This is a genomic window from Rhizobium sp. BK316 (assembly GCF_014193695.1).
Classification (GTDB): domain Bacteria; phylum Pseudomonadota; class Alphaproteobacteria; order Rhizobiales; family Rhizobiaceae; genus Rhizobium.
In genome coordinates, this window is record NZ_JACHZR010000002.1 from 724,214 (window position 1) to 750,610 (window position 26,397).

28 protein-coding genes are annotated in these 26,397 nt (G+C 61.0%); 15 read left to right on the forward strand and 13 right to left on the reverse strand.

The features are described from left to right. Positions 1-18 precede the first annotated feature (18 nt). Complete coding sequence (locus tag FHT87_RS12095) at positions 19-1,176, forward strand: adenosylhomocysteinase (protein ID WP_183802680.1); 1,158 nt, start codon at positions 19-21, stop codon at positions 1,174-1,176. A gap of 64 nt (positions 1,177-1,240) precedes the next feature. Here FHT87_RS12095 and FHT87_RS12100 read toward each other — a convergent pair whose 3' ends face one another. Next, positions 1,241-2,227 (reverse strand): zinc-dependent alcohol dehydrogenase family protein, encoded by a 987-nt coding sequence (locus FHT87_RS12100; protein WP_183802067.1) that lies wholly within the window; start codon positions 2,225-2,227, stop codon positions 1,241-1,243. Positions 2,228-2,343: 116 nt separating this feature from the next. On the opposite strand from FHT87_RS12100, the gene FHT87_RS12105 reads away from it, so the two are divergent. Next, on the forward strand, positions 2,344-3,222 hold the full coding sequence (locus tag FHT87_RS12105) for a LysR family transcriptional regulator (RefSeq protein WP_183802070.1): 879 nt from the start codon (positions 2,344-2,346) through the stop codon (positions 3,220-3,222). Here the strand turns inward: FHT87_RS12105 and FHT87_RS12110 are convergent. Continuing rightward, the gene (locus FHT87_RS12110) at positions 3,207-4,103 is read right to left on the reverse strand and encodes a LysR family transcriptional regulator (protein ID WP_183728900.1); all 897 of its coding nucleotides are present in this window, start codon (positions 4,101-4,103) and stop codon (positions 3,207-3,209) included. The genes FHT87_RS12105 and FHT87_RS12110 overlap by 16 nt on opposite strands. A gap of 136 nt (positions 4,104-4,239) precedes the next feature. Here FHT87_RS12110 and FHT87_RS12115 point away from each other — a divergent pair, with 136 nt between their 5' ends. From FHT87_RS12115 to FHT87_RS12130, 4 genes are read left to right on the forward strand one after another with little or no spacing between them, the layout of a single operon-like run. Then, positions 4,240-5,679, forward strand: a complete 1,440-nt coding sequence (locus FHT87_RS12115) for an FAD-linked oxidase C-terminal domain-containing protein (RefSeq protein ID WP_183802072.1) — start codon at positions 4,240-4,242, stop codon at positions 5,677-5,679. Then, the gene (locus FHT87_RS12120) at positions 5,676-6,881 is read left to right on the forward strand and encodes an FAD-binding protein (RefSeq protein WP_183802074.1); all 1,206 of its coding nucleotides are present in this window, start codon (positions 5,676-5,678) and stop codon (positions 6,879-6,881) included. The genes FHT87_RS12115 and FHT87_RS12120 overlap by 4 nt, the downstream gene beginning before the upstream one ends. A gap of 1 nt (position 6,882) precedes the next feature. Further along, complete coding sequence (glcF, locus tag FHT87_RS12125; RefSeq protein WP_183802077.1) at positions 6,883-8,193, forward strand: glycolate oxidase subunit GlcF; 1,311 nt, start codon at positions 6,883-6,885, stop codon at positions 8,191-8,193. Between the two features lie 39 nt (positions 8,194-8,232). Further along, the gene (locus FHT87_RS12130) at positions 8,233-8,673 is read left to right on the forward strand and encodes a hypothetical protein (protein ID WP_183802080.1); all 441 of its coding nucleotides are present in this window, start codon (positions 8,233-8,235) and stop codon (positions 8,671-8,673) included. 16 nt (positions 8,674-8,689) lie between these two features. Here the strand turns inward: FHT87_RS12130 and FHT87_RS12135 are convergent, their stop codons facing one another. From FHT87_RS12135 to FHT87_RS12145, 3 genes are all read right to left on the reverse strand, one after another. Further along, the gene (locus tag FHT87_RS12135; RefSeq protein ID WP_183802083.1) at positions 8,690-9,385 is read right to left on the reverse strand and encodes an outer membrane beta-barrel protein; all 696 of its coding nucleotides are present in this window, start codon (positions 9,383-9,385) and stop codon (positions 8,690-8,692) included. Between the two features lie 122 nt (positions 9,386-9,507). Then, complete coding sequence (locus FHT87_RS12140) at positions 9,508-10,179, reverse strand: L,D-transpeptidase (protein WP_183802086.1); 672 nt, start codon at positions 10,177-10,179, stop codon at positions 9,508-9,510. Positions 10,180-10,315: 136 nt separating this feature from the next. Next, a complete protein-coding gene (locus FHT87_RS12145; protein WP_183802089.1) occupies positions 10,316-11,068 on the reverse strand; it encodes a L,D-transpeptidase in 753 nt (250 codons plus the stop codon). A 210-nt stretch (positions 11,069-11,278) separates the two neighbouring features. Here FHT87_RS12145 and FHT87_RS12150 point away from each other — a divergent pair, with 210 nt between their 5' ends. After that, on the forward strand, positions 11,279-11,908 hold the full coding sequence (locus tag FHT87_RS12150) for a DNA-3-methyladenine glycosylase I (RefSeq protein ID WP_183802092.1): 630 nt from the start codon (positions 11,279-11,281) through the stop codon (positions 11,906-11,908). Positions 11,909-11,916: 8 nt separating this feature from the next. Then, positions 11,917-12,402, forward strand: coding sequence for a hypothetical protein (locus FHT87_RS12155; protein WP_183802095.1), 486 nt, complete (start codon positions 11,917-11,919; stop codon positions 12,400-12,402). 6 nt (positions 12,403-12,408) lie between these two features. On the opposite strand, the gene FHT87_RS12160 is transcribed toward FHT87_RS12155, so the two are convergent. Next, a complete protein-coding gene (locus tag FHT87_RS12160) occupies positions 12,409-13,113 on the reverse strand; it encodes an HAD family hydrolase (protein ID WP_183802098.1) in 705 nt (234 codons plus the stop codon). Between the two features lie 242 nt (positions 13,114-13,355). Here FHT87_RS12160 and FHT87_RS12165 point away from each other — a divergent pair, with 242 nt between their 5' ends. Beyond that, on the forward strand, positions 13,356-14,405 hold the full coding sequence (locus FHT87_RS12165) for an aldo/keto reductase (protein ID WP_183802101.1): 1,050 nt from the start codon (positions 13,356-13,358) through the stop codon (positions 14,403-14,405). A 65-nt stretch (positions 14,406-14,470) separates the two neighbouring features. Here the strand turns inward: FHT87_RS12165 and FHT87_RS12170 are convergent, their stop codons facing one another. From FHT87_RS12170 to FHT87_RS12180, 3 genes are all read right to left on the reverse strand, one after another. Beyond that, on the reverse strand, positions 14,471-14,830 hold the full coding sequence (locus tag FHT87_RS12170; protein WP_183802104.1) for a DUF305 domain-containing protein: 360 nt from the start codon (positions 14,828-14,830) through the stop codon (positions 14,471-14,473). Positions 14,831-14,901: 71 nt separating this feature from the next. Then, positions 14,902-15,264 (reverse strand): hypothetical protein, encoded by a 363-nt coding sequence (locus tag FHT87_RS12175; protein WP_183802107.1) that lies wholly within the window; start codon positions 15,262-15,264, stop codon positions 14,902-14,904. Between the two features lie 40 nt (positions 15,265-15,304). Beyond that, complete coding sequence (locus FHT87_RS12180) at positions 15,305-16,063, reverse strand: hypothetical protein (protein WP_183802110.1); 759 nt, start codon at positions 16,061-16,063, stop codon at positions 15,305-15,307. A gap of 133 nt (positions 16,064-16,196) precedes the next feature. Here FHT87_RS12180 and hisS point away from each other — a divergent pair, with 133 nt between their 5' ends. From hisS to hisG, 3 genes are read left to right on the forward strand one after another with little or no spacing between them, the layout of a single operon-like run. Next, positions 16,197-17,711, forward strand: a complete 1,515-nt coding sequence (hisS, locus tag FHT87_RS12185; RefSeq protein ID WP_183802112.1) for a histidine--tRNA ligase — start codon at positions 16,197-16,199, stop codon at positions 17,709-17,711. 1 nt (position 17,712) lies between these two features. Then, positions 17,713-18,834 carry an ATP phosphoribosyltransferase regulatory subunit gene (locus FHT87_RS12190; RefSeq protein WP_183802115.1) on the forward strand — a complete coding sequence of 374 codons (1,122 nt, stop codon included), beginning with the start codon at positions 17,713-17,715 and terminating at the stop codon, positions 18,832-18,834. Further along, a complete protein-coding gene (gene hisG / locus FHT87_RS12195) occupies positions 18,831-19,526 on the forward strand; it encodes an ATP phosphoribosyltransferase (protein ID WP_183802118.1) in 696 nt (231 codons plus the stop codon). Before FHT87_RS12190 ends, hisG begins: the two co-directional genes overlap by 4 nt. A gap of 71 nt (positions 19,527-19,597) precedes the next feature. Here the strand turns inward: hisG and FHT87_RS12200 are convergent, their stop codons facing one another. After that, entirely contained in the window at positions 19,598-20,026 is a 429-nt protein-coding gene (locus FHT87_RS12200; protein ID WP_183802121.1) for a DoxX family protein, read from the reverse strand. A 204-nt stretch (positions 20,027-20,230) separates the two neighbouring features. Here FHT87_RS12200 and FHT87_RS12205 point away from each other — a divergent pair, with 204 nt between their 5' ends. Beyond that, a complete protein-coding gene (locus tag FHT87_RS12205; protein WP_183802124.1) occupies positions 20,231-20,941 on the forward strand; it encodes a glutathione binding-like protein in 711 nt (236 codons plus the stop codon). 74 nt (positions 20,942-21,015) lie between these two features. Here FHT87_RS12205 and FHT87_RS12210 read toward each other — a convergent pair whose 3' ends face one another. From FHT87_RS12210 to groES, 3 genes are all read right to left on the reverse strand, one after another. Next, a complete protein-coding gene (locus FHT87_RS12210) occupies positions 21,016-21,462 on the reverse strand; it encodes a hypothetical protein (RefSeq protein WP_183802127.1) in 447 nt (148 codons plus the stop codon). Between the two features lie 773 nt (positions 21,463-22,235). Then, complete coding sequence (groL, locus tag FHT87_RS12215) at positions 22,236-23,873, reverse strand: chaperonin GroEL (protein WP_183749093.1); 1,638 nt, start codon at positions 23,871-23,873, stop codon at positions 22,236-22,238. Positions 23,874-23,930: 57 nt separating this feature from the next. Then, a complete protein-coding gene (gene groES / locus FHT87_RS12220; RefSeq protein ID WP_004675403.1) occupies positions 23,931-24,227 on the reverse strand; it encodes a co-chaperone GroES in 297 nt (98 codons plus the stop codon). Positions 24,228-24,535: 308 nt separating this feature from the next. Here groES and FHT87_RS12225 point away from each other — a divergent pair, with 308 nt between their 5' ends. Further along, complete coding sequence (locus tag FHT87_RS12225; RefSeq protein ID WP_183802130.1) at positions 24,536-25,384, forward strand: TIGR01459 family HAD-type hydrolase; 849 nt, start codon at positions 24,536-24,538, stop codon at positions 25,382-25,384. Between the two features lie 14 nt (positions 25,385-25,398). Then, entirely contained in the window at positions 25,399-26,382 is a 984-nt protein-coding gene (locus tag FHT87_RS12230) for a bifunctional riboflavin kinase/FAD synthetase (protein ID WP_183802132.1), read from the forward strand. Positions 26,383-26,397: the final 15 nt, after the last annotated feature.

Sequence of the window (26,397 nt, forward strand, 5' to 3'; positions counted from 1 at the left end):
GAAACGAAAGGGCATATGATGGAAAAGCTTGCGACACGCATCGACTGGATCGGCAACAGTTGCCGCCTGCTGAAGGCAACGGCAGCGGAATTCGAAAGGACGCGGCCTTTTGATGGCCTGTCCATCGGCACCGGCATTCATCTGGAGCCGAAGACCGTGGCTCTGCTCATGACCTTGCGGGCCGGCGGCGCGCACCTCGTCTGCACCGGCAACCTGAACAGCACGCAACCGGCGACGGTAGAATTCCTGCGCGCCCAAGGCTTCACCGTCTTCGCAACCCAGACGACCGACTCCATCGCCCATCATCAGAGCCTTGAGGCCGTCGTCGCCGAAAAGCCTGATCTGCTGCTGGACAATGGCGGCGATCTTTTCGCCATCGCAGCCGAGAGGCCCTACGCCAATCTGCTCGGCGGCACGGAAGAGACGACCTCAGGCCGCACCCGGCTGCTGCCGATGCGCGAGAAACTCGCGATGCCGATCCTCGTCATCAACGACAGTCCGATCAAGCAATTCGCCGAAAACAAGCATGCCGTCGGCCAGAGCCTGTTCGAAAGCTACATGCGCTTCACCAACCGCTCCACCAATGGCAAGCGCGTGACGGTCTTCGGTTACGGCGCCTGCGGCAAGGGCACGGCGGCCTGCTTCCGCAACGCCTTTTCGACGGTCAGTGTCGTCGATATCGACCCGGTCACCAGCCTCGAGGCGCATCTCGACGGTTTCGTCACGCCGGTGCGCGAACAGGCGATCCGTTCTGCCGATGTCATCGCGACAGTGACCGGCTTCCCCGATATCGTCACGTCAGCTGATCTGCCGCTCATCAAGGACGGCGCGATCCTGATGAATGGCGGTCATTTCCCGCACGAGATCGATGTCGCAGCCTTCCGCAGCCATCCCGATGTCGTTGGTATCGATCGCTACGAAGCCGATCATATCGAGACCTTCCACCTGAAGGACGGCCGGTCCTTCCATGTACTCGGCGGCGGCCATATGGCCAATCTCGCCGGTCCGCGCCCGCTCGGTAACTCGGTCGAGTCCATGGACCTCGGCTTCACCTTGCAGGCCCGCTGCCTAGAGCGGGTCGCAAAGCGCGGTGTCCGCGCAGAATGCTGCATCGTGCCGGTGCCGGCGGATATCGACGCGATGGTCGCGAGCGCCTATCTCGATCTGGCGCGCTAAAGCAATTCAGCAAAGTGGGTATCGGTTTTGCGTCCGGAATTGCGGGAAAACAAAAAATAGCGCGTCAGATTTCCACGACGACCTTGCCCTTGGCCTGCCGGCTTTCGAGCAGACGATAGGCATCACTTACCTCGGCAAGAGAAAACTGCCGCGGGTCCAGATTCGGCATCAACGTTCCGGCTTCGACGCGTATGGCAATATGCCTGAGGATATCGCCATGATGGGCGCGGTCCTCGCCGGTCAGAAGCGGTGCCAGCGTAAAGACACCGGAATAGGTCGCTCCCTTGAAGGAGAGCGGTGCCAGCGAATGCGTACCCCAGCCCAGGCTGGTGACCACATGGCCGAACTTGGCGACGGCCTGGAAGGCAGCATCGAGGCCCTTTCCGCCGATCGTATCATAGACGATGTCGAAACCCTTCCCGTCCGTATACCGGGCGACATAGTCATCGACGGTCGCAACCCCATAGTCGATCGGCGTGGCACCGATACTGCTGATGTATTCAGCCTTCGAACCGCCGTCGACGGCATAGACCTCGGCACCGGCGGCAACGGCCATTTGCACGGTGATATGGCCGACGCCACCACCGCCGCCGATGACCAGCACCTTGTGGCCCGCTCTCACCTGGGTGCGTTCTTCGAGACCTTCCCAGGCGGTGATCGCAATCAGCGGCAGGGCAGCGGCCTCACGCATGGAAAGATTACGCGGCTTGAGCGCGACGAGATCGGCATCGACGGCTGCGAATTCGGCAAGCGATCCCTGCAGGCCACCCACGCCTCCGGTCATGCCATAGACCTCGTCACCGGCGCGAAAGCCGGTCACACCGGGGCCGACCGCTTCGACGATGCCGGCCATATCGATGCCGAGAATGGCGGGCAGGGGATGACGGGCATGAGCAGCCTCATTGGCCCGGATCTTGAGATCCAACGGATTGAGCGCCGCGGCCTTGATGCGGACGAGGATCTGGCCCGCCCGGGCAACAGGCTTTTCGATCTCGGCAATGGTGAATTCGGTATTCTGTGCTTCGACAAGTGCTGCTTTCATCGTGCTCATGAAACTCTCCTTGGTTTGTTGGCCGCAGAATGCCGCATTGAATTCTGAATGGAAATCAAAGATAACGAATGAAAGCCATGCATTTTTGTTTGAAGCTGAGCCCTGGAATTAAGCACTTGGAATGGAGCGACCTGAAACTCTTCCTGGCGATTGCCCGGCTCGGGACGCTGGGTGCTGCCGCACGAAGCCTCGGTCTGACCCAGCCGACCATGGGACGCCGGCTGCGGGCGCTTGAGGCCTCGCTCGGCCAGACGCTTTTCCAGCGCACGGCCGAAGGGTTCGTGCTGACGGATGAGGGAGCGACGGTCTTTGCCCATGCCGAACGCATGGAAGAGGAGGCGTTCGGTCTGGAGCGCGAACTCGCCGGCCAGAACAGGCAGCTCGACGGCTTGCTGCGGCTCTCCTCGTCGGATTGGTTCGGCGCCCATGTCCTGTCACCGGTTCTGGCGGAGTTTTCTACCACCTATCCCAAGGTCGTCATCGAACTCTTGACCGACAGCCGGCTTCTCAGCCTCTCACGACGCGAGGCCGATATCGTCTTCCGGATCGCGCCTTTCACCGAGACGGAGGTCATGTCCCGCAAGCTCCTGCATATCGATTATGGTCTCTATATCCGCCGCGGCTTGCCGCATCCGAAGGCGGGCGATGGCGCGGGCTCCCGGCTCGTCACCATGGACGAGGCCTTCGGCGGCATGCCCGACGTCGGCTGGTTGCAGCGGCTGCTGCCGAAGGCCGAGATCACCATGCGCAGCAATAACAGGGATGTGCAGGCGACCCTTTGTGTCAGAGGCGCCGGTCTTGCCGTCCTGCCGCGGCCGCTTGGCGATGCCATTCCAGCCATCGAGCCGGTCGATCTTGGCGAAGCGCCGCCCGGCCGCGACACATGGGTCGGCTATCACCGCGACATGCGGCGGCTCGCCCGGTTGAGGGCGCTGCTCGATCTCATCATCGAACGGCTCGCGCATCAATCAGCTGAACCTCAGCGCTCCCAGTAGGGAACCGGGCCGTAGAGCTCGGCCAGAAAATCGATGAACAGCCGAACCTTGGCCGGCAGAAACTGCCGGCTTGGGTAAACCGCCGAGAGCGTGACATTGTGCGAGCCCTCATAGGCCGGCAGCACCTGCACGAGCTTGCCGTTCTTCAGCTCCTCGCCAATGTCCCAGGTGGAGCGCAGCGCAATGCCGAGGCCGGCAATCACCGTTTCGCGGATTACCTCGCTGGAATTGGTGATCAGCATGCCCTCCGGCCGCAGGCTGAAGGCTCCATCCGGGCCGTCGAGCCGCCAGACGTCGTTGTTGTGGGCCGGCAGGCAGCGGTGCTGCTTCAACTCTTCGATATGTTTTGGCATGCCATGGGCGGCAACATAGTCAGGCGAGGCACAGAGCACGCGGCGCACGGGCGCCAGCCGGCGTGCGACAAGGCTGGAATCGGTCAGCTCCGCAATGCGGATGGCAAGATCGAAGCCGCCGCCAATGATATCGCTGAACTCATCCGTCAACACCAGGTTGATGGCGAGTTCCGGATGCGCCTCCATGAAGGCTTTCAGATGCGGCGCGATATGCATCCGCCCGAAGGAGGTGGGGGCGGAGATCTTCAGCGTGCCGTGCATCTGCGCCGAGCGACCGGAAATATAGAATTCCGCCTCTTCCAGCCCCGCCAGAATGCCGAGCACGCGGTCGTAAAAACCCTGGCCGGCTTCCGTCAGCGAGATCTGCCGCGTTGTACGCTGCAGAAGCCGTGTGCCGAGCCGGTCTTCCAGCCGCTTGATGCGCTTGGAAACGACGGCAGGGGAAAAGCCGAGCGCGCGGCCGGCGAGCGACATGCTGCCGGTCGAAACGACCTTGGCAAAGATTTCGAGATCACCCAGATTGGTCATAAGCTTTTATAACTTTTTCTCTTTTGGCATAAGTGCTTAACATTTGCGCCGGTTTCGGGAAAGTGCTAAGCCGAAGGAACCGTTCGCAGGGAGGATTTGCGGCCGGTTTCCGTGATGCCGGCCGAGGGAGAACGCCATGTCCGACGCCATTTCGTTTCTCGCTCCACGTCCCGATGTCCTGGCGCGCCGCAAGGAAATCGTTGCCGATCTTATCGATCTCCTGCCGCCGGAATGTCTGATCCATGAAGCGCGCGAACTCGTGCCCTTCGAGACGGATGCCTTCGTTTCCTACCGCCGCCTGCCGCTCGCCGTCGCCCTGCCACGCTCGACGGCGGAAGTGGCAACCGTTATGAAATACTGTCATCGCTACGGCATTCCGGTTGTCCCGCGCGGCGCCGGCACGTCGCTTTCGGGCGGTGCGATCCCGCAGGAAGATGCAGTCGTGCTCGGCCTGTCGAAGATGAACCGCATCCTCGAAATCGACTTTGCCAATCGCTGCGCCGTCGTTCAGGCCGGTGTCACCAATCTCAACATTTCGGAAGCCGTCTCCGCGGATGGTTTCTTCTATGCGCCGGACCCGAGCTCCCAGCTCGCCTGCACGATCGGCGGCAATATCGGCATGAATTCCGGTGGCGCACACTGTCTGAAATATGGCGTGACGACCAACAACCTGCTCGGTGTGAAAATGGTGCTGACCGACGGCACGGTGATCGAACTCGGCGGCAAGGCCCTGGATGCAGCAGGCTACGATCTGCTCGGCCTCGTCTGCGGCCATGAGGGCCAGCTCGGGATCGTCACCGAAGCGACCGTGCGGCTCATCGCCAAGCCGGAGGGTGCCCGCCCGGTACTATTTGGTTTCGAAAGCTCCGAGGAAGCCGGCCGCTGCGTTGCCGATGTGATCGCCGCCGGCATCATTCCCGTTGCCATCGAATTCATGGACAAGCCGGCGATCGAGATCTGCGAGGCCTTCGCCCATGCCGGTTATCCGCTCGATGTCGGCGCGTTGCTGATCGTCGAGGTCGAGGGATCGGAAACGGAAATGGACGACATGCTGAAAAGCATCGTCGACATCGCTCGCACCCATGGCGTCAAGACGGTGCGCGAATGCCAGTCGGCGACCGAGGCGGCGCTGATCTGGAAGGGTCGCAAGTCTGCTTTCGGCGCCACCGGCCGCATCGCCGATTATATCTGCATGGATGGCACGGTGCCGCTGAGCCAGCTTTCGCATGTGTTGCAACGCACGTCGGAGATCGTTGCAAGTTACGGCCTGCGCGTCGCCAACGTCTTCCATGCCGGCGACGGCAACATGCATCCGCTGATCCTCTTCAATGCCAATGATCCAGAGGATGCCGCCAAGGCCGAAGCGGCCGGCAACGACATCCTGAAGCTCTGCGTCGATGCCGGCGGCTGCCTGACCGGCGAACACGGCGTCGGTATCGAGAAACGTGACCTGATGCGCCATCAATATTCCGAGGCCGATCTCGCCCAGCAGATGGCGGCACGCGCCGCGTTCGATCCGCAATGGCTGCTAAACCCGTCCAAGGTCTTCCCGCTTGAGGGGCGTTCGGCCGCATGATCGATCTGGTGCCGGCAAGCGAAGAGGAAGCCGCAGCAATCATCCGTGCGCATGCACAAGAGGGCCGTGCGCTTGCCATCAGCGGCGGCGACACGCGCTCGGGCTTCGGCAATGCCGTCGAGGCGAAGGATCGCCTGCGCTCGACCGGCCTTTCCGGCATTGTCGCCTATAATCCCGGTGAAATGGTGATGACCGCAAAGGCGGGCACGCCGCTTGCCGAAGTCCAGGCAGCGCTGGCCGAAAACAGCCAGATGCTGGCCTTCGAGCCCATGGATCACCGCGCCCTGATGGGCACGTCGGGTGAACCGACGATCGGCGGCGTCTTTGCCGCCAACGTCTCCGGTCCGCGCCGCTTCGTGGCGGGTGCGGCGCGCGACAGCCTGCTCGGTATCCGCTTCGTCAATGGCAGGGGCGAGATCATCAAGGCCGGCGGCCGGGTGATGAAGAATGTCACCGGCCTCGATCTGGTGAAGCTGCTTGCCGGTTCGTACGGCACGCTCGGTTTCCTGACAGAGGTGACTTTCCGCGTGCCGCCGTGCCCCAAGACTGAGGAAACCATCGTCATCTCCGGTCTCAACGATGCCGAGGCTGCAAATGTGATGGCAGCGGCCATGGCTCGGCCGGTGGAAGTCTCGGGTGCCGCCCATCTGCCGTTGACCGTGACCTGGAAATTCCTCGGCGGCAAGCTGCCGGAGGGAGAGGCGACGGTGCTGCGCATCGAAGGCCTGCCCGGCTCGGTGGACTCACGCGCGGCAAAGCTTCTGTCGGCGATGGGGTCGTTCGGTCAGGCCGTAAGACTCGATCAGGCCGCCAGCCGGCAGCTCTGGCAGGAGATCCGCGACGTGGCACCCTATGCCGATGGAACCGCGCGGCCCGTCTGGCGCGTGTCCATGGCGCCAAGCATCGGCCACCAGCTCGTTGCGGCCTTGAGGCTCGAAGCCGGCGTCGATGCCTTCTATGACTGGCAGGGTGGTCTCGTCTGGATGCGCATGGAAGCCGATCCGGAGGCCGATCTCGTCCGCCGCTTCGTCAAGGCGCTTGGCGGCGGTCATGCGACGCTGATCCGTGCACCCGCTGGTGCTAGGGCTGCGATATCGACCTTTCAGCCTGAGGAGGAGGCCGTGGCATTGCTGTCGCGCCGGGTGAAACAAAGCTTCGATCCGGCAGGGATCTTCAATCCGGACAAGATGGCGAGACATTGAAATGCAGACCAACTTCACCCTTGCCCAGCTTGCCGATCCGCATGTGGCCGAATCCGAGCAGATCCTGCGCAAATGCGTGCATTGCGGTTTCTGCACCGCCACCTGTCCGACCTATGTGACCCTCGGCAACGAGCTCGACAGCCCGCGCGGGCGCATCTACCTCATCAAGGACATGCTGGAAAACGACCGTGCGGCCGATACCGAGGTCGTCACCCATATCGACCGCTGTTTGTCCTGCCTCGCTTGCACCACGACCTGTCCTTCCGGCGTCGATTACATGCATCTCGTCGACCATGCCCGGGTCCATATCGAAAAGACCTATAAGCGGCCGTTCATGAACCGGCTGACGCGGGCCATCCTCGCAGCGGTGCTGCCCTATCCCGGCCGCTTTCGGGCGGCTCTTGCGCTGGCCCGCATCGGCCGTCCCTTTGCCGGCCTGATGCGCGGACCCGCGCTGAAGCCCTTTGCCGCCATGCTGGCGCTTGCGCCGAGCAGCATTCCGGCACCTTCGCCCTTCGCTCGGCCCGGCCGACATGAGCCGCAGGCCGAACGCCGCGGCCGTGTCGCGATCCTCACCGGCTGTGCACAGCCCGTTCTCGATCCCGCCATCAACGAGGCGACCATCCGGCTGCTGACGCGCCTTGGTATAGAGGTCGTCGTCCCCGAGGGCGAAGTCTGCTGCGGTTCCCTGGTCCACCACATGGGACACGAGGAACAGGCCCTGGCTTCGGCCCGCGCCAATGTCGATGTCTGGACCCGCGAAATCGAGGCTGGCGGCCTCGACGCGATCATCATCACCGCTTCCGGCTGCGGCACGACGATCAAGGATTACGGCCACATGCTGCGCCTTGACGCGGCCTATGCCGGCAAGGCGGCGCGCGTCTCGGCTCTTGCCAAGGATATCACCGAGTATCTTGCTGGACTCGAACTGCCTGCGCACATGCCGAGGGGCATTACGGTTGCCTATCATTCCGCCTGCTCCATGCAGCACGGCCAGAAGATCACCATGGCGCCGAAGCATCTGCTCAAGGCGGCAGGTTTTACCGTTCGCGATCCGGCGGAAGGCCACCTCTGTTGCGGCTCGGCCGGTACCTACAACATCATGCAGCCGGATATTTCCGCGGCCCTCAAGACCCGCAAGGTCAAGAACATCGAGGCCACGAAGGCGGATATCATCGCGACAGGCAATATCGGCTGCATCACGCAGATAAGGTCGGGCACATCAACGCCGATCCTGCATACGGTCGAACTCCTGGATTGGGCTTACGGAGGCTCTGTGCCTGAAAAATTAAGAGGTTTGCAGCTAGCCTGAGAGTACCGATTCATTGGCGGATCGCAGGGAGTTTTGGCTATGTGGCGCGGATTGATGGTGCTTGGCATGTTGCTCGGCGCGGCTGGTGCGGCGCACGCCGATGTCAGATATTTCTGTTCTGCCGATGACAAGGACGTGCGCTTTACCCTCGAAAGCGCGTTTGAAGACGGAGGCGGCCACAAGCTCATCCATTTTCGCGGCGCGCTGATGCTCAAGGACGCTTCCAAATCCGAAAACTTCAGCAAGCGGATCTTCGAATCGAAGGACCTGACGAACCGCTGGTCGCGCGATGGCGACCTGCGCCTGGAAGTCTTCGATACGGAAGGGGACGACACCGGAAGCGAGTCGCTGGATCTCGCGGTTCTCGCCGGCGGGAAAGGCAAGTCTTCGCCGAATTTCGGCGGCACCTACGCGCTGCGGATCGAAAGCGGCGCCAGCTTCTTCGTTGTGGAAGGCAAGGTGATCTGCGGCACGAAATAGTCCCGCGGCTCGAATTCTACCAGTGGTATGAAATACCGACATTGACCGCGTTGGTGACGATGTTCGTCTTCAGACGGTCGCCGCTGTCGATCGGCACGTCGACGCGCGAATAGGTGCCCTTGTATTCGACGAAGGTCGACCAGTTGTCGGTGACGCGGAAGTCGACGCCGGCCTGCGCCTGGAGGGTCACGCCACCGAATTCGTAGTCGAAGGTCGTGCCCTGGGGACGGGTGACTTCGACATGCGGAATGTTCACGCCGACACCGGCGCCGAGATAGGGGGTCCAGCGGCGCGCCGGGTCCTTGAAGCGATAGAGGCCGTTGACCGTCAGCAGGTTCAGGCCGTCGGTGAATTCGAAATGCGTCCAGCCCGGCGAACGCGCCATGGTTTCGTCGTCGGCATAGACCTTGTCATGGGTGTAGTCGAGCGACACGCCCCAGTTCGGCAGGTTGAAGTCGCCCAGCCACCAGGTGACGCGGCCGCCGTAATAGGGCGGGCTGCCGAAGGACTTGCCTTCCCAGCCAGCACTGAAGGAGGTGCCGTCGGAAACATCGACGTGGCTGTGCGGTGCCGTCTGGTAACCGCCGTAGATGGAAAATTCCAGATCTTCGGCCGAAGCCGTGCCGGCAACCGATGCAAGAGCGGAAAACGCAAGGCCTGCCAGAAGCGAGGTGGCCAGAAGCGAGGTGGAAAGACGCAATGCATATGCCATTGAATATCCCCGAACGACCAAAAAGGTTATCAGTTCGATTCATTGGCAGAGTTCTGTGTCACAATTTTAAAAAATAAAAAGGCGCATCCGAGTGCGCCTTCATTTTTTGCCGGAAGCGTCGCTCAACCGCCGAACATGGTGCGCAGGATATCGATGCCCTTGTCCTGGAAAGCGACGTTGCCCTGCTTGTTGCCGGGGCCGACGACGATGACCTTGGTGCCGACGGAGACGCGCTTGTAAAGATGCGACACGTCGTCGTTCATCATGCGAATGCAGCCGGAGGACATGTTGAGGCCGATCGTCCAGGGCTGGTTCGTGCCGTGAATGCGGAAGATCGTGTCGCGGCCGCCCTTGTAGAGATACATGGCACGCGCGCCGAGCGGATTGTCGGGGCCGCCGGGCTGAACGGCGGGAAGATTGTGACCCGCACGCGCTTCGCGGGCGCGCATCTCAGCCGGCGGCGTCCAGCTCGGCCATTCGGCCATGCGCCCGACCGTTACGACACCCGACCAGCCGAAGCCGTCGCGGCCGACGCCGATACCGTAGCGCGTGGCGCGGTTGTTGCCTTCGACGAGGTAGAGAAACTTGTTATTGGTGTCGACGATAACAGTGCCGGGCTTTTCGCTGGTAGCTAGACGGACGACACGCTTGCGGAACTGCGGCTTGATCTCGCGGGTCTGCTTGACGCCACGCACGGCGTCCGTAGCCGTCATGACCGGTTCCGCGCTGACGGTCACGACCGTACAGGACAACGCAACGGCAGCCGCCGCCGCGAGCCTCAGAAATTGCTTCATTTTCGATACCCTCTCCTTCAGGACCGCTAGAGGCTAGTCAAATCGGTTTGAATTTCAAGTCGGAGAGGTGAGGGACGCGATTTTTTGTTGTCCAGCGGGCGGCTGTTCTTGCCGCCCGCTGGCCGTTATTTGCTTTCTACATCACGATGACGCGGGTGCCGACATTGACGCGATCGTAAAGGTCGACCACGTCTTCGTTGCGCATGCGGATGCAGCCGGAGGAGACGGCGCTGCCGATCGTCCAGGGCGCATTCGTGCCGTGGATGCGGTAGAGGGTGGAGCCGAGATACATGGCGCGGGCGCCGAGCGGATTTTCCGGGCCGCCATCCATGCGGGCAGGAAGATAATGGCCCTTGGCGGCTTCGCGGCTCACCATTTCCGAGGGTGGCGTCCAGTCCGGCCACTCCGACTTGCGGGTGATCTTGTGGGCACCGGCCCATTCGAAGCCGGGCTTGCCGACCCCGACGCCATAGCGGCGGGCCTTGCCACCATCCATAACGAGGTAAAGGAAGCGGTTGTTGGTGTCGATGACAAGCGTACCGGGTTTTTCCTTCGTGTCGTAGTCGACCATCTGCGGTAGGAATTGCGGCTCGACCTGTCCGCGGATGACGGGAATGCCGGGACGGATGGCAGACACGGTCTGCGGCGCCGGTTGCGGCGCGCGCTGGATGACCGTGCGACGCTGCTGGAAGAGGCCGCGCTGCTGCACGACGACCGGCCGCTGGTAGACGACGGGACGAACCGGGCCTCCGCCGAGCTGGTTGACCCAGGGAGCGGTGAGATCGGGGCTCAGCACGACGGGTGGACGGTTGGCATAGCGGTCGTCTGCAAGGGCGGCCGTGGACAGAATGCCGAGCATGGCTGCGGCAAGAACAAGGGATTTCATCATCGGACGAACTCTCTACAAATGACCGAAAATGTGCTGGCGGAATTGTCCGCCTGCGGTCATGCTGCCACCGCGCCCGCCAGCGAATGGTAAATGTGGATTCATTAAAAGACGAAGGACCGAATAAACTTTTCGTCAGGGTTATCGTTCGGTTTGGAAAGAAGGTTTGCAAATGGTAAAGCCGGGTTCGCAGGCAGAAAACGAGAAGAAAATATGAGCGAAACCGGCATCATCATCGGCGAGGACGGCAAGAGCCGCTGCCACTGGCATGCGAATCTGCCCGACTATCTGCGCTACCATGATGAGGAGTGGGGCAGGCCGGTGACCGATGATATCAGGCTCTTCGAGAAGATCTGCCTCGAAGGCTTCCAGTCCGGTCTTTCCTGGCTGACGATCCTGCGCAAGCGCGAGAATTTTCGCGCTGCTTTCGCCGGTTTCGATTTCGAGAAGGTGGCGCGCTTCGGCGACGAGGATATCGCCCGCTGCCTCGCCGATGCTGGAATCATCCGCCATCGCGGCAAGATCGTCTCGACGATCAACAATGCCCGGCGCGCGATCGATCTGCGCAGTGAATTCGGCTCCCTCGCGCGCTATTTCTGGCGCTACGAGCCTCGCCCCGAGGATCGGCCGGATATCGTCGACAGGGAGCATATCGTCGCCAACCCGACGACCGAAACATCAGTCAGGATATCGAAGGATTTGAAGAAGCGCGGCTGGACGTTTGTCGGACCGACCACAGTTTATGCCTTCATGCAGGCTATGGGTCTCGTCAACGATCATCTCGAAGGCTGCTTCTGCCGCGCTGAAGTGGAGGCGATGCGCGCAGCATTGGTGCGTCCATGAAATCGCCCATGAAATCAATTACCACCCTTGCCGCAGCACTTTTCCTGTCCGCCTCCGCAGCCCTTGCGCAGACGCCGCAGCTCGATCCCGGTGAGAAGCTCGAAAAGCTGCAGTTTCCGGCCGTGACCATGCAGCTGAAAGGCTGGACCAAGTTCGGCAACAGCCATGTCTATACTCTGCCGGTGCGCACCGGCCAGCATGTGAAGATCAGCTTCGAGACGAAGAGCAAATATGCCTTTCTCGCGATCTTCGACCTGTCGAAGCCCGATGACGAGGCCTTTTTCGGCACCGATGAGGACGGCACGAGCTACGAGACGACGGTCAAGGAAAATGCCACCTGGTTGCTGCGTCCCTATTATTCAAAGGTCTCCCCGCGCCGCGGGCTGGGCGCCCCCTATAGTATCCTGATCGAGCCGCTTGCCGCCGCTCCCCAGCCGACACAACCGGCACCTGCCCAGCAGGAGCAGCCGTCCCTCTTTCCGAAGCGGAAATAGTTTCGCTTAATGTAACCCGTCGATCAGCCCGTGCAGTTCTCCAAGATGGCCGATCTTGCGGAAGCGCGGCGCGTCCTTCGGCTCCTCGACGCGCTCCAGCACCCAGGTGAGTTCATGGGGCACGAAGACGCCGTAGCTGCCGGCGGCGATGGCCGGTACGATATCGGACTTCAACGAATTGCCGACCATCATTGCCCGCTCCGGCCCGTCGCCGACCTTTGAGAAGATGCGCCGATAAGTAACGGCCGTCTTATCGGAAACGACCTCGACCGCATCGAAGAAATCGCCGAGCCCGGACTGGGCGAGCTTGCGCTCCTGGTCGAAAAGGTCGCCCTTGGTGATCAGCACCAGCAGATACTTCCCGGCAAGCGTCTCCAGCGTGTCGCGCACATGCGGCAGGGTCTCCACAGGATGGGACAGAAGGTCGCGTCCGGTATCGAGGATCTTGGCGATCACCTTCGACGGCACCTTGCCCTCGGTGATCTCGATCGCCGTCTCGATCATCGACAGCGTGAAGCCTTTGATGCCGAAACCGTAATGGGCGAGGTTGCGTTTCTCCGCTTCCAGAAGCCGTTCGGAAATCGTCGCTCCATCGGCAAAATCGGCAAGAAGCCTGGTAAAATGCTCTTCCGTCAGCCGGTAATAATGTTCGTTCTGCCAAAGCGTATCGTCGGCATCGAAACCGATCGTGGTCAATGGTCGGGTGCTCATATGCTCACCTCTAGAAATACGACAGGTAATCTATTCTCGGCCTGTGTCGAGACAAGGGCGTTGCCACGGGTCGGCACGGTGCCCGTGTTCCGTTGAAAAACGCGGGCCGGCGACCTACATGAAGCTTGCCTCACCTTGCAGCCAGCCCCGGCTGTTCCTGTCACGCGCAGGCCAATAATCAAAAAATAGAGTTCAGCAGTCCGCAACCCCCTATAGCGGCAGACACAAGGGAATTTCTCGACATGCGTTACAATCAACTCGGAAATACCGGACTTTTCGTATCTGAAATCTGCCTTGGCACCATGACCTTCGGTGAAGCCAAGGAAGGTACTCCTTGGGGTGCCATCGCCGATGTCGACCAGAAGGCAGCCGATGAGATCGTCCGGCGCTCGCTGGAGGCTGGCGTCAATTTCATCGATACTGCTGACGTTTATTCCTTCGGCGAATCCGAGCGGCTGCTCGGTCAGGCGCTGAAGAACCTCAACGTCCCCCGTAAGGATGTCGTCATCGCCACCAAGGTCTATGGCGTCATGGGCGATAAGCCGAACGACCGCGGCGCCTCTCGCGGCCATATCATGGATTCCGTCGAGGCCAGCCTCAAACGCCTGCAGACGGATCATATCGATCTCTACCAGATCCATGCCACCGATCCGGTGACGCCGATCGACGAGACGCTGCGCGCACTCGACGATCTCGTCTCCCGTGGGCTCGTGCGCTACGTCGGCGTGTCCAACTGGCAGGCATGGCGCATCGCCAAGGCGCTCGGGATTTCGGAGCGCAAGGACTATGCCCGTTTTGAGACCGTGCAGGCCTATTATTCAATCGCCGGCCGTGACCTCGAACGCGATATCGTGCCGCTGCTGCAGGAAGAAAAGCTCGGCCTCATGGTCTGGTCGCCGCTCGCAGGCGGCCTGCTCTCGGGCAAATACGGCCCGGGCGCACCGGGCAATGGCGAAGGCCGCCGCGCCAATTTCGACTTCCCGCCAGTCGATAAGGACCGGGCCTGGGCCTGCGTTGCCGTCATGCGCGAAATCGCCGAAAGGCATGGCGTCAGCGTCGCCACCGTGGCGCTCGCCTATATCCTCGCCAAGCCCTTTGTCACGACCGTCATCATCGGCGCCAAGCGTGTCGAGCAGCTCGACCAGAACCTTGCCGCCGTCAAGCTGAAGCTCGATGCCGACGAGATCAAGCGGCTCGATGAGGTCAGCGCGCTGGCGCCGGAATATCCGGGCTGGATGCTTACCCGTCAGGCCGCCGGCCGCCGCCCGGCCGATTTCGAGCCCAAGGCCTGATCAAGTAGGGCCTGCTCAAACAAAGGGCCGCGGTTTCGACTGCGGCCCTCGCATTTCTGGCCGAACTACTTGGCGTGTGCTTTGAGCCAGGCGTTCATCTCGGCAATTTCAGCCTCCTGCGCCTTGATGACACCCTCCGCAAGCTTGCGGATTTCCGGATCCTTTCCGTATTGCAGCTCGATCTTCGCCATGTCGATCGCTCCCTGATGGTGAGGGATCATGCTGCGGACGAAATCCACATCGGTATCGCCGCTCAATTGGATCATCATATCCTTGTGCATCTTGTCATTGGCCTCGGTGAAGGCATGGCTGGACGGGCCGTGATCGCCCATCGGCTTGGACATGTCCATGCCAGGCGTGTCCTCGGCAAAGGCCGGCGCAGCAAGGGCGATGAGTGCGGAAAGGGTGATGATTTTCAGAGACATGAGAGTTCCTTCCTCTGTCTGATGATAGGTTAGCGTAACAGCTCACGGCTGCCGTTCTGTGAAAGAAATCGTCAGATAAAACGAGGAGGAGGCGCCTGCGGCGCGGGCCTGTTATCTCTGAGCGCGCGGTCGAGTGCGGGAGAAGGGTAGGCGAAAACCGGTTTGCCACCGGCGGCAATCAGATCAGCGACCGGCAGCACCATGCAGGCGGCACAGAGCGGCATATGCGCAGCGCTCGTCGAGCAGGGATCTTTCGCGGAATCGCTTTTGGCTGCCATATCGGGCGTGGCCATGCCGTCCATATGGTGGTGCGACGTGGTTTCTGGCTGAACCGCCATATTCATCGATGCGCAGGTCGGACAGCCCGCCCATGCCGACATGGTGCTGTAGACCAGCCAGCCGAAGAACATCGTCATGAGGGCCAAAGCGCGCATGGGAAAAACATAGGCAGCTACAGGCAAAAAGCCAAGGACCTCACCAGGCGGCGATCACCTTGTGAACGATCTGGTAGTCGCGGCTTTCCTCGCCAAGCGGCGCCACCGGCCAGTCCCAGCCGGCCTTTGCCTTGGGCGGCGCAATGCCATGCAGCAGATCCGCGCCCTCATGCACTTTGCCGGTGCGGTCGATGACGGTATAGGAAACGTCCGTCAGCAGGCAGGTGCGGCAGGGCAGGTCTGCCAACCCTCGAAGATGCGCTGCGATCAGCCGTTCGACCGTGTCCGTGGGCATCCCGGATGAAGCATTCGTCTCGTATCGCCGCTTTACGCCGCGCCCGATTTGCGAGAGCAGATTGGCCGAGACGACGAAATCGAGATAGGGCACGTTGCGCAGGAAGCCGAGCGGTTCCGCTGCCTCTTTGGCTGCAAGCGCCTCATAGCCGGAGAGATCGCGTTCGATCAGCCGGACGTTCCGCAAGCCTTTGGCTTTCAGCCACAGGCGTACCGATGCCAGATGCACGAGATCGACGAGGACGACGGTGTCGAAGCTCTTCGCCAGCTCCTCGACCGGCACATCCCGGAGCAGTCCGGAGCCGAGCACGACGGCAGTCCGCCGCTGTGAAAGGCCCGCGATTGCAGTGCGAATGGCATTCTTGCAGCTCTCCTCATGCGCGGCCCAGTCCTTGCTGCATCGTCCGGCGCGGGACCAGAGATTGACCGAATAACGGATATAGCTGCCGTGCGCGCTGCCCGTGAGCGCTGACGTGGCGAGATACTGCAGGGCTTCTGCGATCATGGCGATATCCGAGTTTCGGTCATTTCCTCATCGATCAATCGATTCTGGTCGCCGTATCAAGGCCCTGCCCTTGCCGCTAACCGCCCAATCCGCTAGGAAACCGCCACTATCACATATGTGGAACTCCCCCGAAATGAACGACAAGCAGAAGAAACCACAAAAGCTCAAGGCCCGCCTTCCGCGCGGCTTCGTCGACCGCTCCGCAGCCGATCTCCGCGCCGTCAACGAAATGACCGCGAAGATCCGTGAGGTCTATGAGCATTATGGTTTCGATCCGGTCGAAACGCCGCTGCTTGAATATACCGATGCGCTCGGCAAGTTCCTGCCGGACAGCGACCGTCCGAACGAGGGCGTATTCTCGCTGCAGGACGATGACGAGCAGTGGATTTCGCTGCGTTACGACCTGACGGCGCCGCTCGCCCGTCATGTTGCCGAAAACTTCAACGAGATCCAGCTTCCCTACCGCACCTATCGCGCCGGCTACGTTTTCCGCAACGAGAAGCCGGGTCCGGGCCGTTTCCGCCAGTTCATGCAGTTCGATGCCGATACGGTTGGTGCACCGGGCGTGCAGGCCGACGCTGAAATGTGCATGATGATGTCCGATACGCTGGAAGCCCTCGGCATCAAGCGCGGCGACTATGTCATCCGCGTCAACAACCGTAAGGTTCTGGACGGCGTGCTCGAAGCGATCGGCCTCGGCGGCGACGATAAGGCCGGCCAGCGTCTCAACGTGCTGCGGGCCATCGACAAGCTCGACAAGTTCGGCCCTGATGGTGTGCGCCTGCTGCTTGGCGAAGGCCGCAAGGACGAATCCGGCGACTTCACCAAGGGCGCGAAACTCAACGACGATCAGATCGAGAAGGTCCTCTTCTTCGTCGGCATCAAGAACTATGCCGAAAGCGCCGTCCGGCTCGCCGAACTGGTTGCAGGCACCGAGAAGGGCAGCGAAGGCGTCGAGGAGCTGAATTTCATCGGCGCACTCGTCACCAGCGCCGGTTATCAGTCCGATCGCATCAAGATCGATCCCTCGGTCGTGCGCGGCCTCGAATATTATACCGGCCCGGTCTACGAGGCCGAGCTGCTCTTCGACGTCACCAACGAAAAGGGCGAAAAGGTCGTCTTCGGCTCCGTCGGCGGCGGCGGCCGTTACGACGGTCTCGTCTCCCGCTTCATGGGCCAGCCCGTCCCGGCAACAGGCTTCTCCATCGGCGTCTCGCGCCTGATGACGGCGCTGAAGAACCTCGGCAAGCTCGGCCAGCAGGATGTCATCGAGCCGGTGCTCGTCACCGTCATGGATGGCGATGTCGAGGCCATGGGCCGCTATCAGCGCTTCACGCAGGAGCTTCGCGCCGCCGGCATCCGTGCCGAGATGTTCCAAGGCAACTGGAAGAAGTTCGGCAACCAGCTGAAATATGCCGACCGCCGCGGCTGCCCGATCGCCATCATCCAGGGTGGCGACGAGCGTGCGCAGGGTGTCGTTCAGATCAAGGATCTCATCGAAGGCAAGCGCCTCTCCGGCGAGATCGAGGACAATACGACTTGGCGCGAGGCGCGTGTGGCGCAGGAAACCGTTGTTGAAACCGATCTCGTCGCCAAGGTGAAGGAAATCCTCGCCGCGCAGGCGGAGGACCGGAAGAGGGCGGGCTGATATGGCCCTCATCAACCTCCCCGAATTCTCCGGCGAGCTTCTGGACGAATTCGCCACCCGCAAGGCGGAGCGGATAGACACGCCGGTCATCCAGCCGGCCGAACCCTTTCTCGATATCGCCGGCGAGGATCTTCGCAGGCGCATCTTCATGACGGAAAGCGAAACCGGCGCCAGCCTGTGCCTGCGCCCGGAATTCACCATTCCCGTCTGTCTGCGCCATATCGAGAGCGCGACAGGCACGCCGAAGCGTTACTCCTATCTCGGCGAAGTCTTCCGCCAGCGCCGCGACGGCAGCAACGAGTTCTATCAGGCCGGCATCGAAGATCTCGGCGATATCAACCTTGCGAGCGCCGATGCCCGCGCGATCGGTGATGCCGTCGGCATCCTGTCTCGTCTGCTGCCCGGCCGGCAACTCTCGGTGACGATCGGCGATCAGGCCGTGTTCGAAGCAGTGGTGCAGGCGCTCGGTCTGCCGCTTGGCTGGCAGAAGCGGCTGATCCATGCCTTCGGCAACATGATCCAGCTGGAGACGCTGCTGGCGCGTCTCGTCAGCCCGCAATTCGTGACCGGCCTTGATGATGATGTCGCCCGGCTCGTCGGTGAGGATGATGAGGCGGCCCTGGTTTCCTATATCGACGAGACGATGCAGGCGACCGGTTATTCCACCAATGCCAGCCGCTCGCCGCAGGAGATCGCCCGCCGCCTGAAGGAAAAGCTCGTCCTGTCCGAGACCCGGCTGGATGACGCCGCTTTCCAGGTGCTGGAGCAGTTCCTGTCGCTCAACGTGCCGCTCGTCAATGCTTCTGCAGCACTTTCGCATTTCGCTGACGCGGCCGGACTGAAGCTCGGCAATGCGCTGGCGCGTTTCGATGGTCGCGTCGCAGCGATTGCCAATGCCGGCGTCGATCTTTCGCTCATCGAATACCGCGCCGCGTTCGGCCGTCCGCTCGATTATTATACCGGCCTCGTCTTCGAAGTGATGGTCGAGGGGTCCTCAGCCGTTCTCGCCGGTGGCGGCCGTTTCGACCGGCTGATGACCTTCCTCGGCGCCAAGGACCGTATTCCTGCCGTCGGCTTCTCCCTCTGGCTCGACCGTATCGAAACCGAAAGGGCCGCCGCATGACGATTACCATTGCGCTTCCCTCCAAGGGCCGAATGAAGGATGACGCCTCTGCGATCTTCGAACGTGCCGGCATGAAAATCTATGCCGTCGGCAACGATCGCTCTTATCGCGGCCGCGTCGAAGGTTGGGACGATGTGGAGATCGCCTTCCTCTCGGCCTCGGAAATTTCCCGCGAGCTCGGCAACGGCTCGATCGATTTCGGCGTCACCGGCGAAGACCTCGTGCGCGAGGGACTGGCGGAAGCCGACAGACGGGTGGAATTCTGCGCCCGCCTCGGCTTCGGCCATGCCGATGTCGTCGTCGCCGTGCCGGAGATCTGGCTGGACGTCGATACCATGTCCGATCTCGTAGATGTCGCTGCCGATTTCCGCGCGCGTCACGGCCGCCGCCTGGCGATCGCCACGAAATACTGGCGCCTGACCCAGCAGTTCTTCTCAAGCCAGCACGGTATTCAGCTCTACCGCATCGTCGAGAGCCTCGGCGCCACCGAAGGCGCGCCGGCCTCCGGCTCGGCCGACATCATCGTCGATATCACCTCGACCGGCTCGACGCTGCGCGCCAATCATCTCAAGGTGCTCTCCGATGGCGTCATCCTGCGCTCGGAAGCCTGCCTGGTGCGTGCCCGCAAGGATACGCATGCCGATACGCCGACGGTAACGGCGATTGCCGAGGCTGTCCGCGCGGTTCTCTGAACCAAATTACTGAACATGCAAAACCCGCCGTCAGCAGACGGCGGGTTTTGCATGTTTGGGAGGAGATGGAATTAGCGGGCAGCGACGGCCTGCAGGCCGCGGCGTGCGTCGATCGAATAGGCACCGGCGCCGACGGTGGCGAGCAGGATGTACGCACCGGCCAGTGTGATGTTCTTCATGACCATGATCTGGTTGAGGATATTCACGAGTTCCGCGCCACTTGCGTAGGGCAGATGGAAGACAACGGCCGTGAAGACACAGAAGCCGGCGAGCAGCCAGCCGACAATGCGGACCTGGAAGCCCGTGAGAACCGCGAGGCCGGCCAGCAGTTCGAAGAGGCCTGCGACATAGGCCAGAAGGGTTGCTGCCGGCAGGCCGGCACCGGCGATCATGCCCGCAGTACCGGCAGCATCGGTTACCTTGCCGAAGCCGGCAAGGATGAACATGAAGGACAGAAGAATGCGGGCAAGAAGGATGAGGACGTTGTTCGTATTCGACATGGACGTTGCTCCGTTGAATGACTTAGAGGTCTTGATGCCCCGGCACCGTGGTGGACCTCGGATGACACCTGTTTCGCTTTTTTTTGGCGTCAGGGAAAGATAAACGCCAGCGGACAGTTTGTTCACTAATACGAAACGATCGGGTGACTTGCCTTGCAGTGCAGGCGTCTTCTATGGTCGCCATCCTCACCCAAGGAGAAACCGATGGCCGATCTTTCCGCATTTCCGATCACCAGCCGCTGGCCGGCGAAAAACCCCGACATTATCCAGCTTTATTCCCTTCAGACACCGAATGGCGTGAAGATCTCAGTGGCGCTGGAGGAGCTCGCTCTGCCCTATGAGGCCCACTATGTTTCCTTCGCGACGACGGATCAGAAGACGGCTGAATTCGTCTCGCTGAACCCGAACGGCCGCATTCCGGCGATCATCGATCCCAACGGCCCGGGCGGAAAACCGATCGGCCTTTTCGAATCCGGCGCCATCCTGCTCTATCTGGCGGAAAAGACCGGCAAGCTGATCCCGGCTGATGCCGCGGGCCGCTATGAAACCATCCAGTGGGTCTTTTTCCAGATGGCCGGCATCGGCCCGATGCTGGGTCAGTTCGGCCATTTCTATAAATTCGCCGCCGACAAGGTTGCCAACAATTCCTATCCGGTGGAGCGCTACCGCGATGAGGCCAAGCGCCTGCTCGGCGTGCTGGAAAGCCGCCTGCAGGGTCGTCAGTGGATCATGGGCGACGAATACACCATCGCAGACATCACGACCTTCCCCTGGATCCGCGGCGCCGACATCTTCTATGGCGGCCGCGAGGTGCTGGACTATGCGAAATTCCCTGCCGTCATGGATTGGCTGCAGCGTTGCATCGCCCGACCGGCGAGCGAAAAGGGCCTCAACATTCCGGTGAAGCCCGCCTGACGGTCTTCGGATTGAAACAGAAAAGGCCGGTCGTGGGACCGGCCTTGCTTTTTTCTTGCGTGCCTGACGGCAGATTACTGCCGGCTGGCGATCTGGCTGGTACCTTCCAGCTTGAAGCGCGGGAAGATGAAAACACCGACCATGCTGCCGCTGTATTTTTCTTCCAGCCCATTGGATTCGCCCATGCAGAAGAGCGGCTGACGGAAACCGTTCGGCATGATGATGGTCGTCGAGAAACAGAAGGATGAAGAAAGCGTCGCCGCCTGCTCGAAGAGCTGCAGGACGTGGTTGCGATCCCTAGTGTTATAGCAGCGCACCAGGCTCAGCAGGCCGCATTCCTGCGCCGAGAGACCGTGCAGCATCGCGCTCCATTCTCCGAGCCTGATCACACCTGTCGAAAAATCTCCGATCCAGCTTTCGGACACGGAAAACTGTGCCAACATTTCGTGATTATGATTGTTGTAGTCCAGCGAGCCGGGCATCAAGGGTGCGGCAGCATTGGCTTTGGCGATCTTAAACAAGGCGTTCCCCAGTTCGGGTGCGGCTGCCCCGCCGCACACTCGGCAAACACAAAGAAACAGGATCACGTAGCGCCAGGCATCATGCCTGTGCTTGATCTCGCGGGAACAGTTGCTCGGCGGCGCCTCAGATGGTCGCCGCTCGAATGCCTTCCGCAAGATTTACTCTCGTATGTTCGCGGAGACCTTCGAAAGCCCGAATGTTCACGCATTGGCCTTTGGCGTGCTCCGGTCTCGTCTGCGGCGAGTATTCTTCCGGGCTGAACGTCAATTGCAGCGCGGATTTATAGGAGCTTTTGCGCAAACGGCAACGGCTTTTTCCGGGCGTTAGGCTGACGTTATTATCAGGGTTTTCTACAGATTTGTGGGTTTCTCACTAATTCTGTGGCTGAAACTCAGCTTTTCGTGCCGTGGAAACGGTTCCACTCGCCGCACAGCATGCAATCTTCGTAAATTATGAGCTTTGCACTCGAATTCTTCGCAATTGTAAAATGTACCACGGCGCAAGCTTCGCGAAAGCCTCGATCAAAAATCCCGCTTCCCGCAGCAGATTAAACGTTCAAGCGGCTTATTAAACAAGGTGTTTTTCGAATCGCTTGAATAAAAGAAAGGGCGGCCCGAGGACCGCCCTTCCTGAACTGAACCTAATGGCTCAAATGTGCGACCCAGGGGGTCTTACATCATGTCCATACCACCAGTTCAGCACGCTTGGCGCGCTGAACCATCTTAGATGATGGGCGGTTTCATGAACGATGCTGTGAAAGGCCCTCGGCCTATCACATCATGTCCATACCGCCCATGCCGCCCATGCCGCCCGGCATTGCCGGAGCGTCCTTCTTCGGCAGCTCGGCGATCATGGCTTCCGTGGTGATCAGCAGCGAAGCAACCGAAGCCGCGTTCTGCAGAGCCGTACGGACAACCTTGACCGGGTCGACGATGCCGAGCTGGATCAGGTCGCCATATTCGCCGGTCTGGGCGTTGTAGCCGTAGTTGTCTTCGTTCTTGTCGAGGATCTTGCCGACAACGATCGAAGCTTCGTCGCCTGCGTTTTCAGCGATCTGGCGAACCAGAGCCTGCAGAGCGCGGCGAACGATGTTGATGCCGGCTTCCTGGTCGTCGTTTTCGCCCTTGGCCTTGATCTTCGTGGAAGAACGCAGCAGAGCGACGCCGCCGCCCGGTACGATACCTTCCTGAACAGCAGCGCGCGTTGCGTTGAGGGCGTCGTCGATGCGGTCCTTCTTTTCCTTCACTTCGACTTCCGTCGAACCGCCGACGCGGATGACGGCAACGCCGCCAGCGAGCTTGGCAAGACGTTCCTGCAGCTTTTCGCGATCGTAGTCGGAGGTGGTTTCTTCGATCTGGGCCTTGATCTGGGCAACACGGCCTTCGATGTCGGACTTGGCGCCAGCGCCGTCGACGATCGTGGTGTTTTCCTTGGAGATCGAAACCTTCTTGGTGCGGCCGAGCATGTCGAGGGTGACAGACTCGAGCTTGATGCCGAGGTCTTCGGAGATGACAGTGCCGCCCGTGAGGATAGCGATGTCTTCCAGCATGGCCTTGCGGCGGTCGCCGAAGCCCGGAGCCTTGACGGCAGCAATCTTGAGACCGCCGCGCAGCTTGTTGACGACGAGCGTTGCAAGGGCTTCGCCTTCGACGTCTTCAGCGATGATGAGGAGCGGCTTGCCGGTCTGAACGACAGCTTCGAGAACCGGGAGCATGGACTGCAGGTTCGAGAGCTTCTTTTCGTGCAGGAGGATGAAGGCGTCTTCGAGGTCAGCAACCATCTTTTCCGGGTTGGTGACGAAGTATGGGCTCAGGTAGCCGCGGTCGAACTGCATGCCTTCGACGACTTCGAGTTCGGTTTCAGCGGTCTTGGCTTCTTCGACGGTGATGACGCCTTCGTTGCCGACCTTCTGCATTGCTTCAGCAATGTCGAGACCGATCTGCTTTTCGCCGTTTGCGGAGATCGTGCCGACCTGGGCAACTTCTTCCGACGTGTTGATCTTCTTGGCCTTGGCCTGGAGATCCTTGACGACTTCGGCAACAGCGAGGTCGATACCGCGCTTCAGGTCCATCGGGTTCATGCCGGCAGCAACTGCCTTGGCGCCTTCGCGAACGATGGCCTGTGCGAGAACCGTAGCAGTCGTGGTGCCGTCGCCGGCGACGTCGTTGGTCTTCGAAGCAACTTCGCGGACCATCTGGGCGCCCATGTTTTCGAACTTGTCTTCGAGTTCGATTTCCTTGGCGACCGAAACACCGTCCTTGGTGATGCGCGGAGCGCCGAAGGACTTGTCGATGACGACATTACGGCCCTTCGGGCCGAGCGTGACCTTCACTGCGTCAGCGAGGATATCGACGCCGCGCAGCATCTTTTCGCGCGCGCCGCGGCCGAATTTTACTTCTTTAGCTGCCATTTTGAGAACTCCTGAAAAGGGGTGTCAACGATATCGGGTAAAAGGCGAACGGCTGGATCAGCCGATGATGCCCATGATGTCGGCTTCCTTCATGATCAGAAGGTCTTCGCCGTTGATCTTGACTTCGGTGCCCGACCACTTGCCGAACAGAACGCGATCGCCAGCCTTGACGTCGAGTGCTACGACCTTGCCGGATTCGTCACGGGCGCCGGAGCCGACAGCGACGATTTCGCCTTCCTGCGGCTTTTCCTTGGCTGTGTCCGGGATGATGATGCCGCCCTTGGTCTTCTCTTCGGATTCAACGCGGCGAACGACGACGCGATCGTGAAGCGGGCGGAAATTGGTGCTTGCCATTGTCTAATCCCTCGATCAAATGACATTCGCGGACCGGGGTGGCCCACAAGGTGGATGCTAGCACTCAACTCCCGTGAGTGCTAACGCCGTGCATTTAGGGATGGCTCCTGAAGGAGTCAAGGAGAGCCATCACGGATTTTTGTGCCGGAATTGTGGAGATGGGCGGATTTGTCCGGCGTGGTTACCGAGCTTTGCTCACGTCCAGCTTTTGAGCCTCCGGCGTTCTTCGCCTGATATAGAAAATGCCTTGCCATTGAAGCCCGCCTTTGCAATGTCACCGGTGACTGAAAGCGAAGCAGGAAAGCGGAATGGCAAAGCGGATTACAAACTTCTCCGAGATCACCGATCGTTATGACGCGGTGCTCTGCGATGTCTGGGGTGTCGTGCATAACGGCGTCGATCCGTTTCCGAAGGCCGGTGAGGCGCTGCAGGCGGCTCGCGCCGCGGGCCTAGCCGTCGTTCTCATCACCAATTCGCCACGCGTCTCCTGGCAAGTGGTCGAGCAGCTGCGTCAGATCGGCGTGCCCGACGGTGCCTATGACCGCATCGTCACCTCGGGTGATGTCACGCGGGCGCTAATTGCCGAAGGTCCGCGCAAGGTCTTCCTGCTCGGCCCGGAACGTGACAACCCGATCCTCGAAGGCCTCGATATCGAGCGCGCCGCCGCCGGCGAAGCCACGTCGGTTGTCTGCACCGGTTTCTTCGACGACGAGACGCAGAAGCCTGAGGATTACACGGACATGCTGCTGGAGTTCAAAGCCCGCGACGTGCCGATGATCTGCGCCAATCCCGATCTCGTGGTCGAGCGCGGCCACCGCATCATCCCCTGCGCCGGCGCCATGGCCGCCTATTATGAGCAGCTCGGCGGCTCCACCCGCATCGCCGGCAAGCCGCATCGGCCGATCTATGAGGCAACCCTTGCCGCTGCCCGCGAGGTCCGCGGTGATTTCCCCATCGACCGCGTGCTGGCGATCGGCGATGGCATGCCGACGGATGTCCGCGGCGCCTTGAATTATGGGCTCGATCTTCTCTACATCAGCGGTGGTATCCACGCGAAGGAATATACGCTGAACGGCGAGACCGACGAGGCGATCCTGCATGCCTATCTCGAACGGGAAAAAGCCGCGCCCAAGTGGTGGATGCCGCGCCTCGCATAAGAGAATTGAAGCCGATGACCGTTTTTCACCGCAATGAAACCCGCGATCCGCTGCCCGAGCATCTGAAGGGCGGCGTCATCGCCATCGGCAATTTCGACGGCGTCCACCGCGGTCATCAATCGGTGCTGAACCGGGCTCTCGATATCGCAAGGGAGCGCGGCATTCCCGCCCTTGTGCTGACCTTCGAGCCGCATCCGCGCACCGTTTTCAAGCCGGATGCGCCGGTCTTCCGCCTGACGCCGGCGCCTTTCAAGGCCCGCATCCTGGAGGAGCTGGGCTTCAACGCTGTCATCGAATATCCCTTCGACTACGAATTCTCGCAGCGCTCGGCGGATGATTTCATCCATTCCATCCTGAAGGACTGGCTCGGCGCGTCCGAAGTTGTGACCGGCTTCGACTTCCATTTCGGCCGCGGCCGCGAGGGCGGACCTGCCTTCCTGATGGATGCCGGCAACAGATATGGTTTCGGCGTCACCCTGATCGACGCATTCCGCGACGAGAACACGGATGTCGTCTCTTCGAGCCATATCCGTGCGCTCCTGAAAGAAGGCGATGTCTCCTCGGTCGCCGCCATGCTCGGCTATCATTATACGGTGCAGGCGAAGGTGATCGATGGCGAGAAGCTCGGCCGCCAGCTCGGCTTCCCGACCGCCAATATGCAACTGCCGCCGGAAGCGGAACTTGCAGCCGGCATTTACGCCGTTCGTTTCCGCCTCGAAAACGGCAGGCTCTATGATGCGGTGGCAAGCTATGGCCGGCGTCCGACGGTGACGGAAAACGGCGTGCCGCTGCTCGAAACCTATCTTTTCGATTTCAGCGGCGATCTCTACGGCCAGACCTGCTCGGTCTCCTTCTTCGGCTATCTTCGCCCCGAACTGAAGTTCGACGGGCTCGATCCGCTCGTCGCGCAAATCAAGCGCGACGAGGAGGAGGCGAGGGCGCTTCTCGCAGGTGTGAGACCGCTCGGCGAGCTCGACCGCAAGCTCTGTTTCGACTGAGCAATTCCAGCAAAA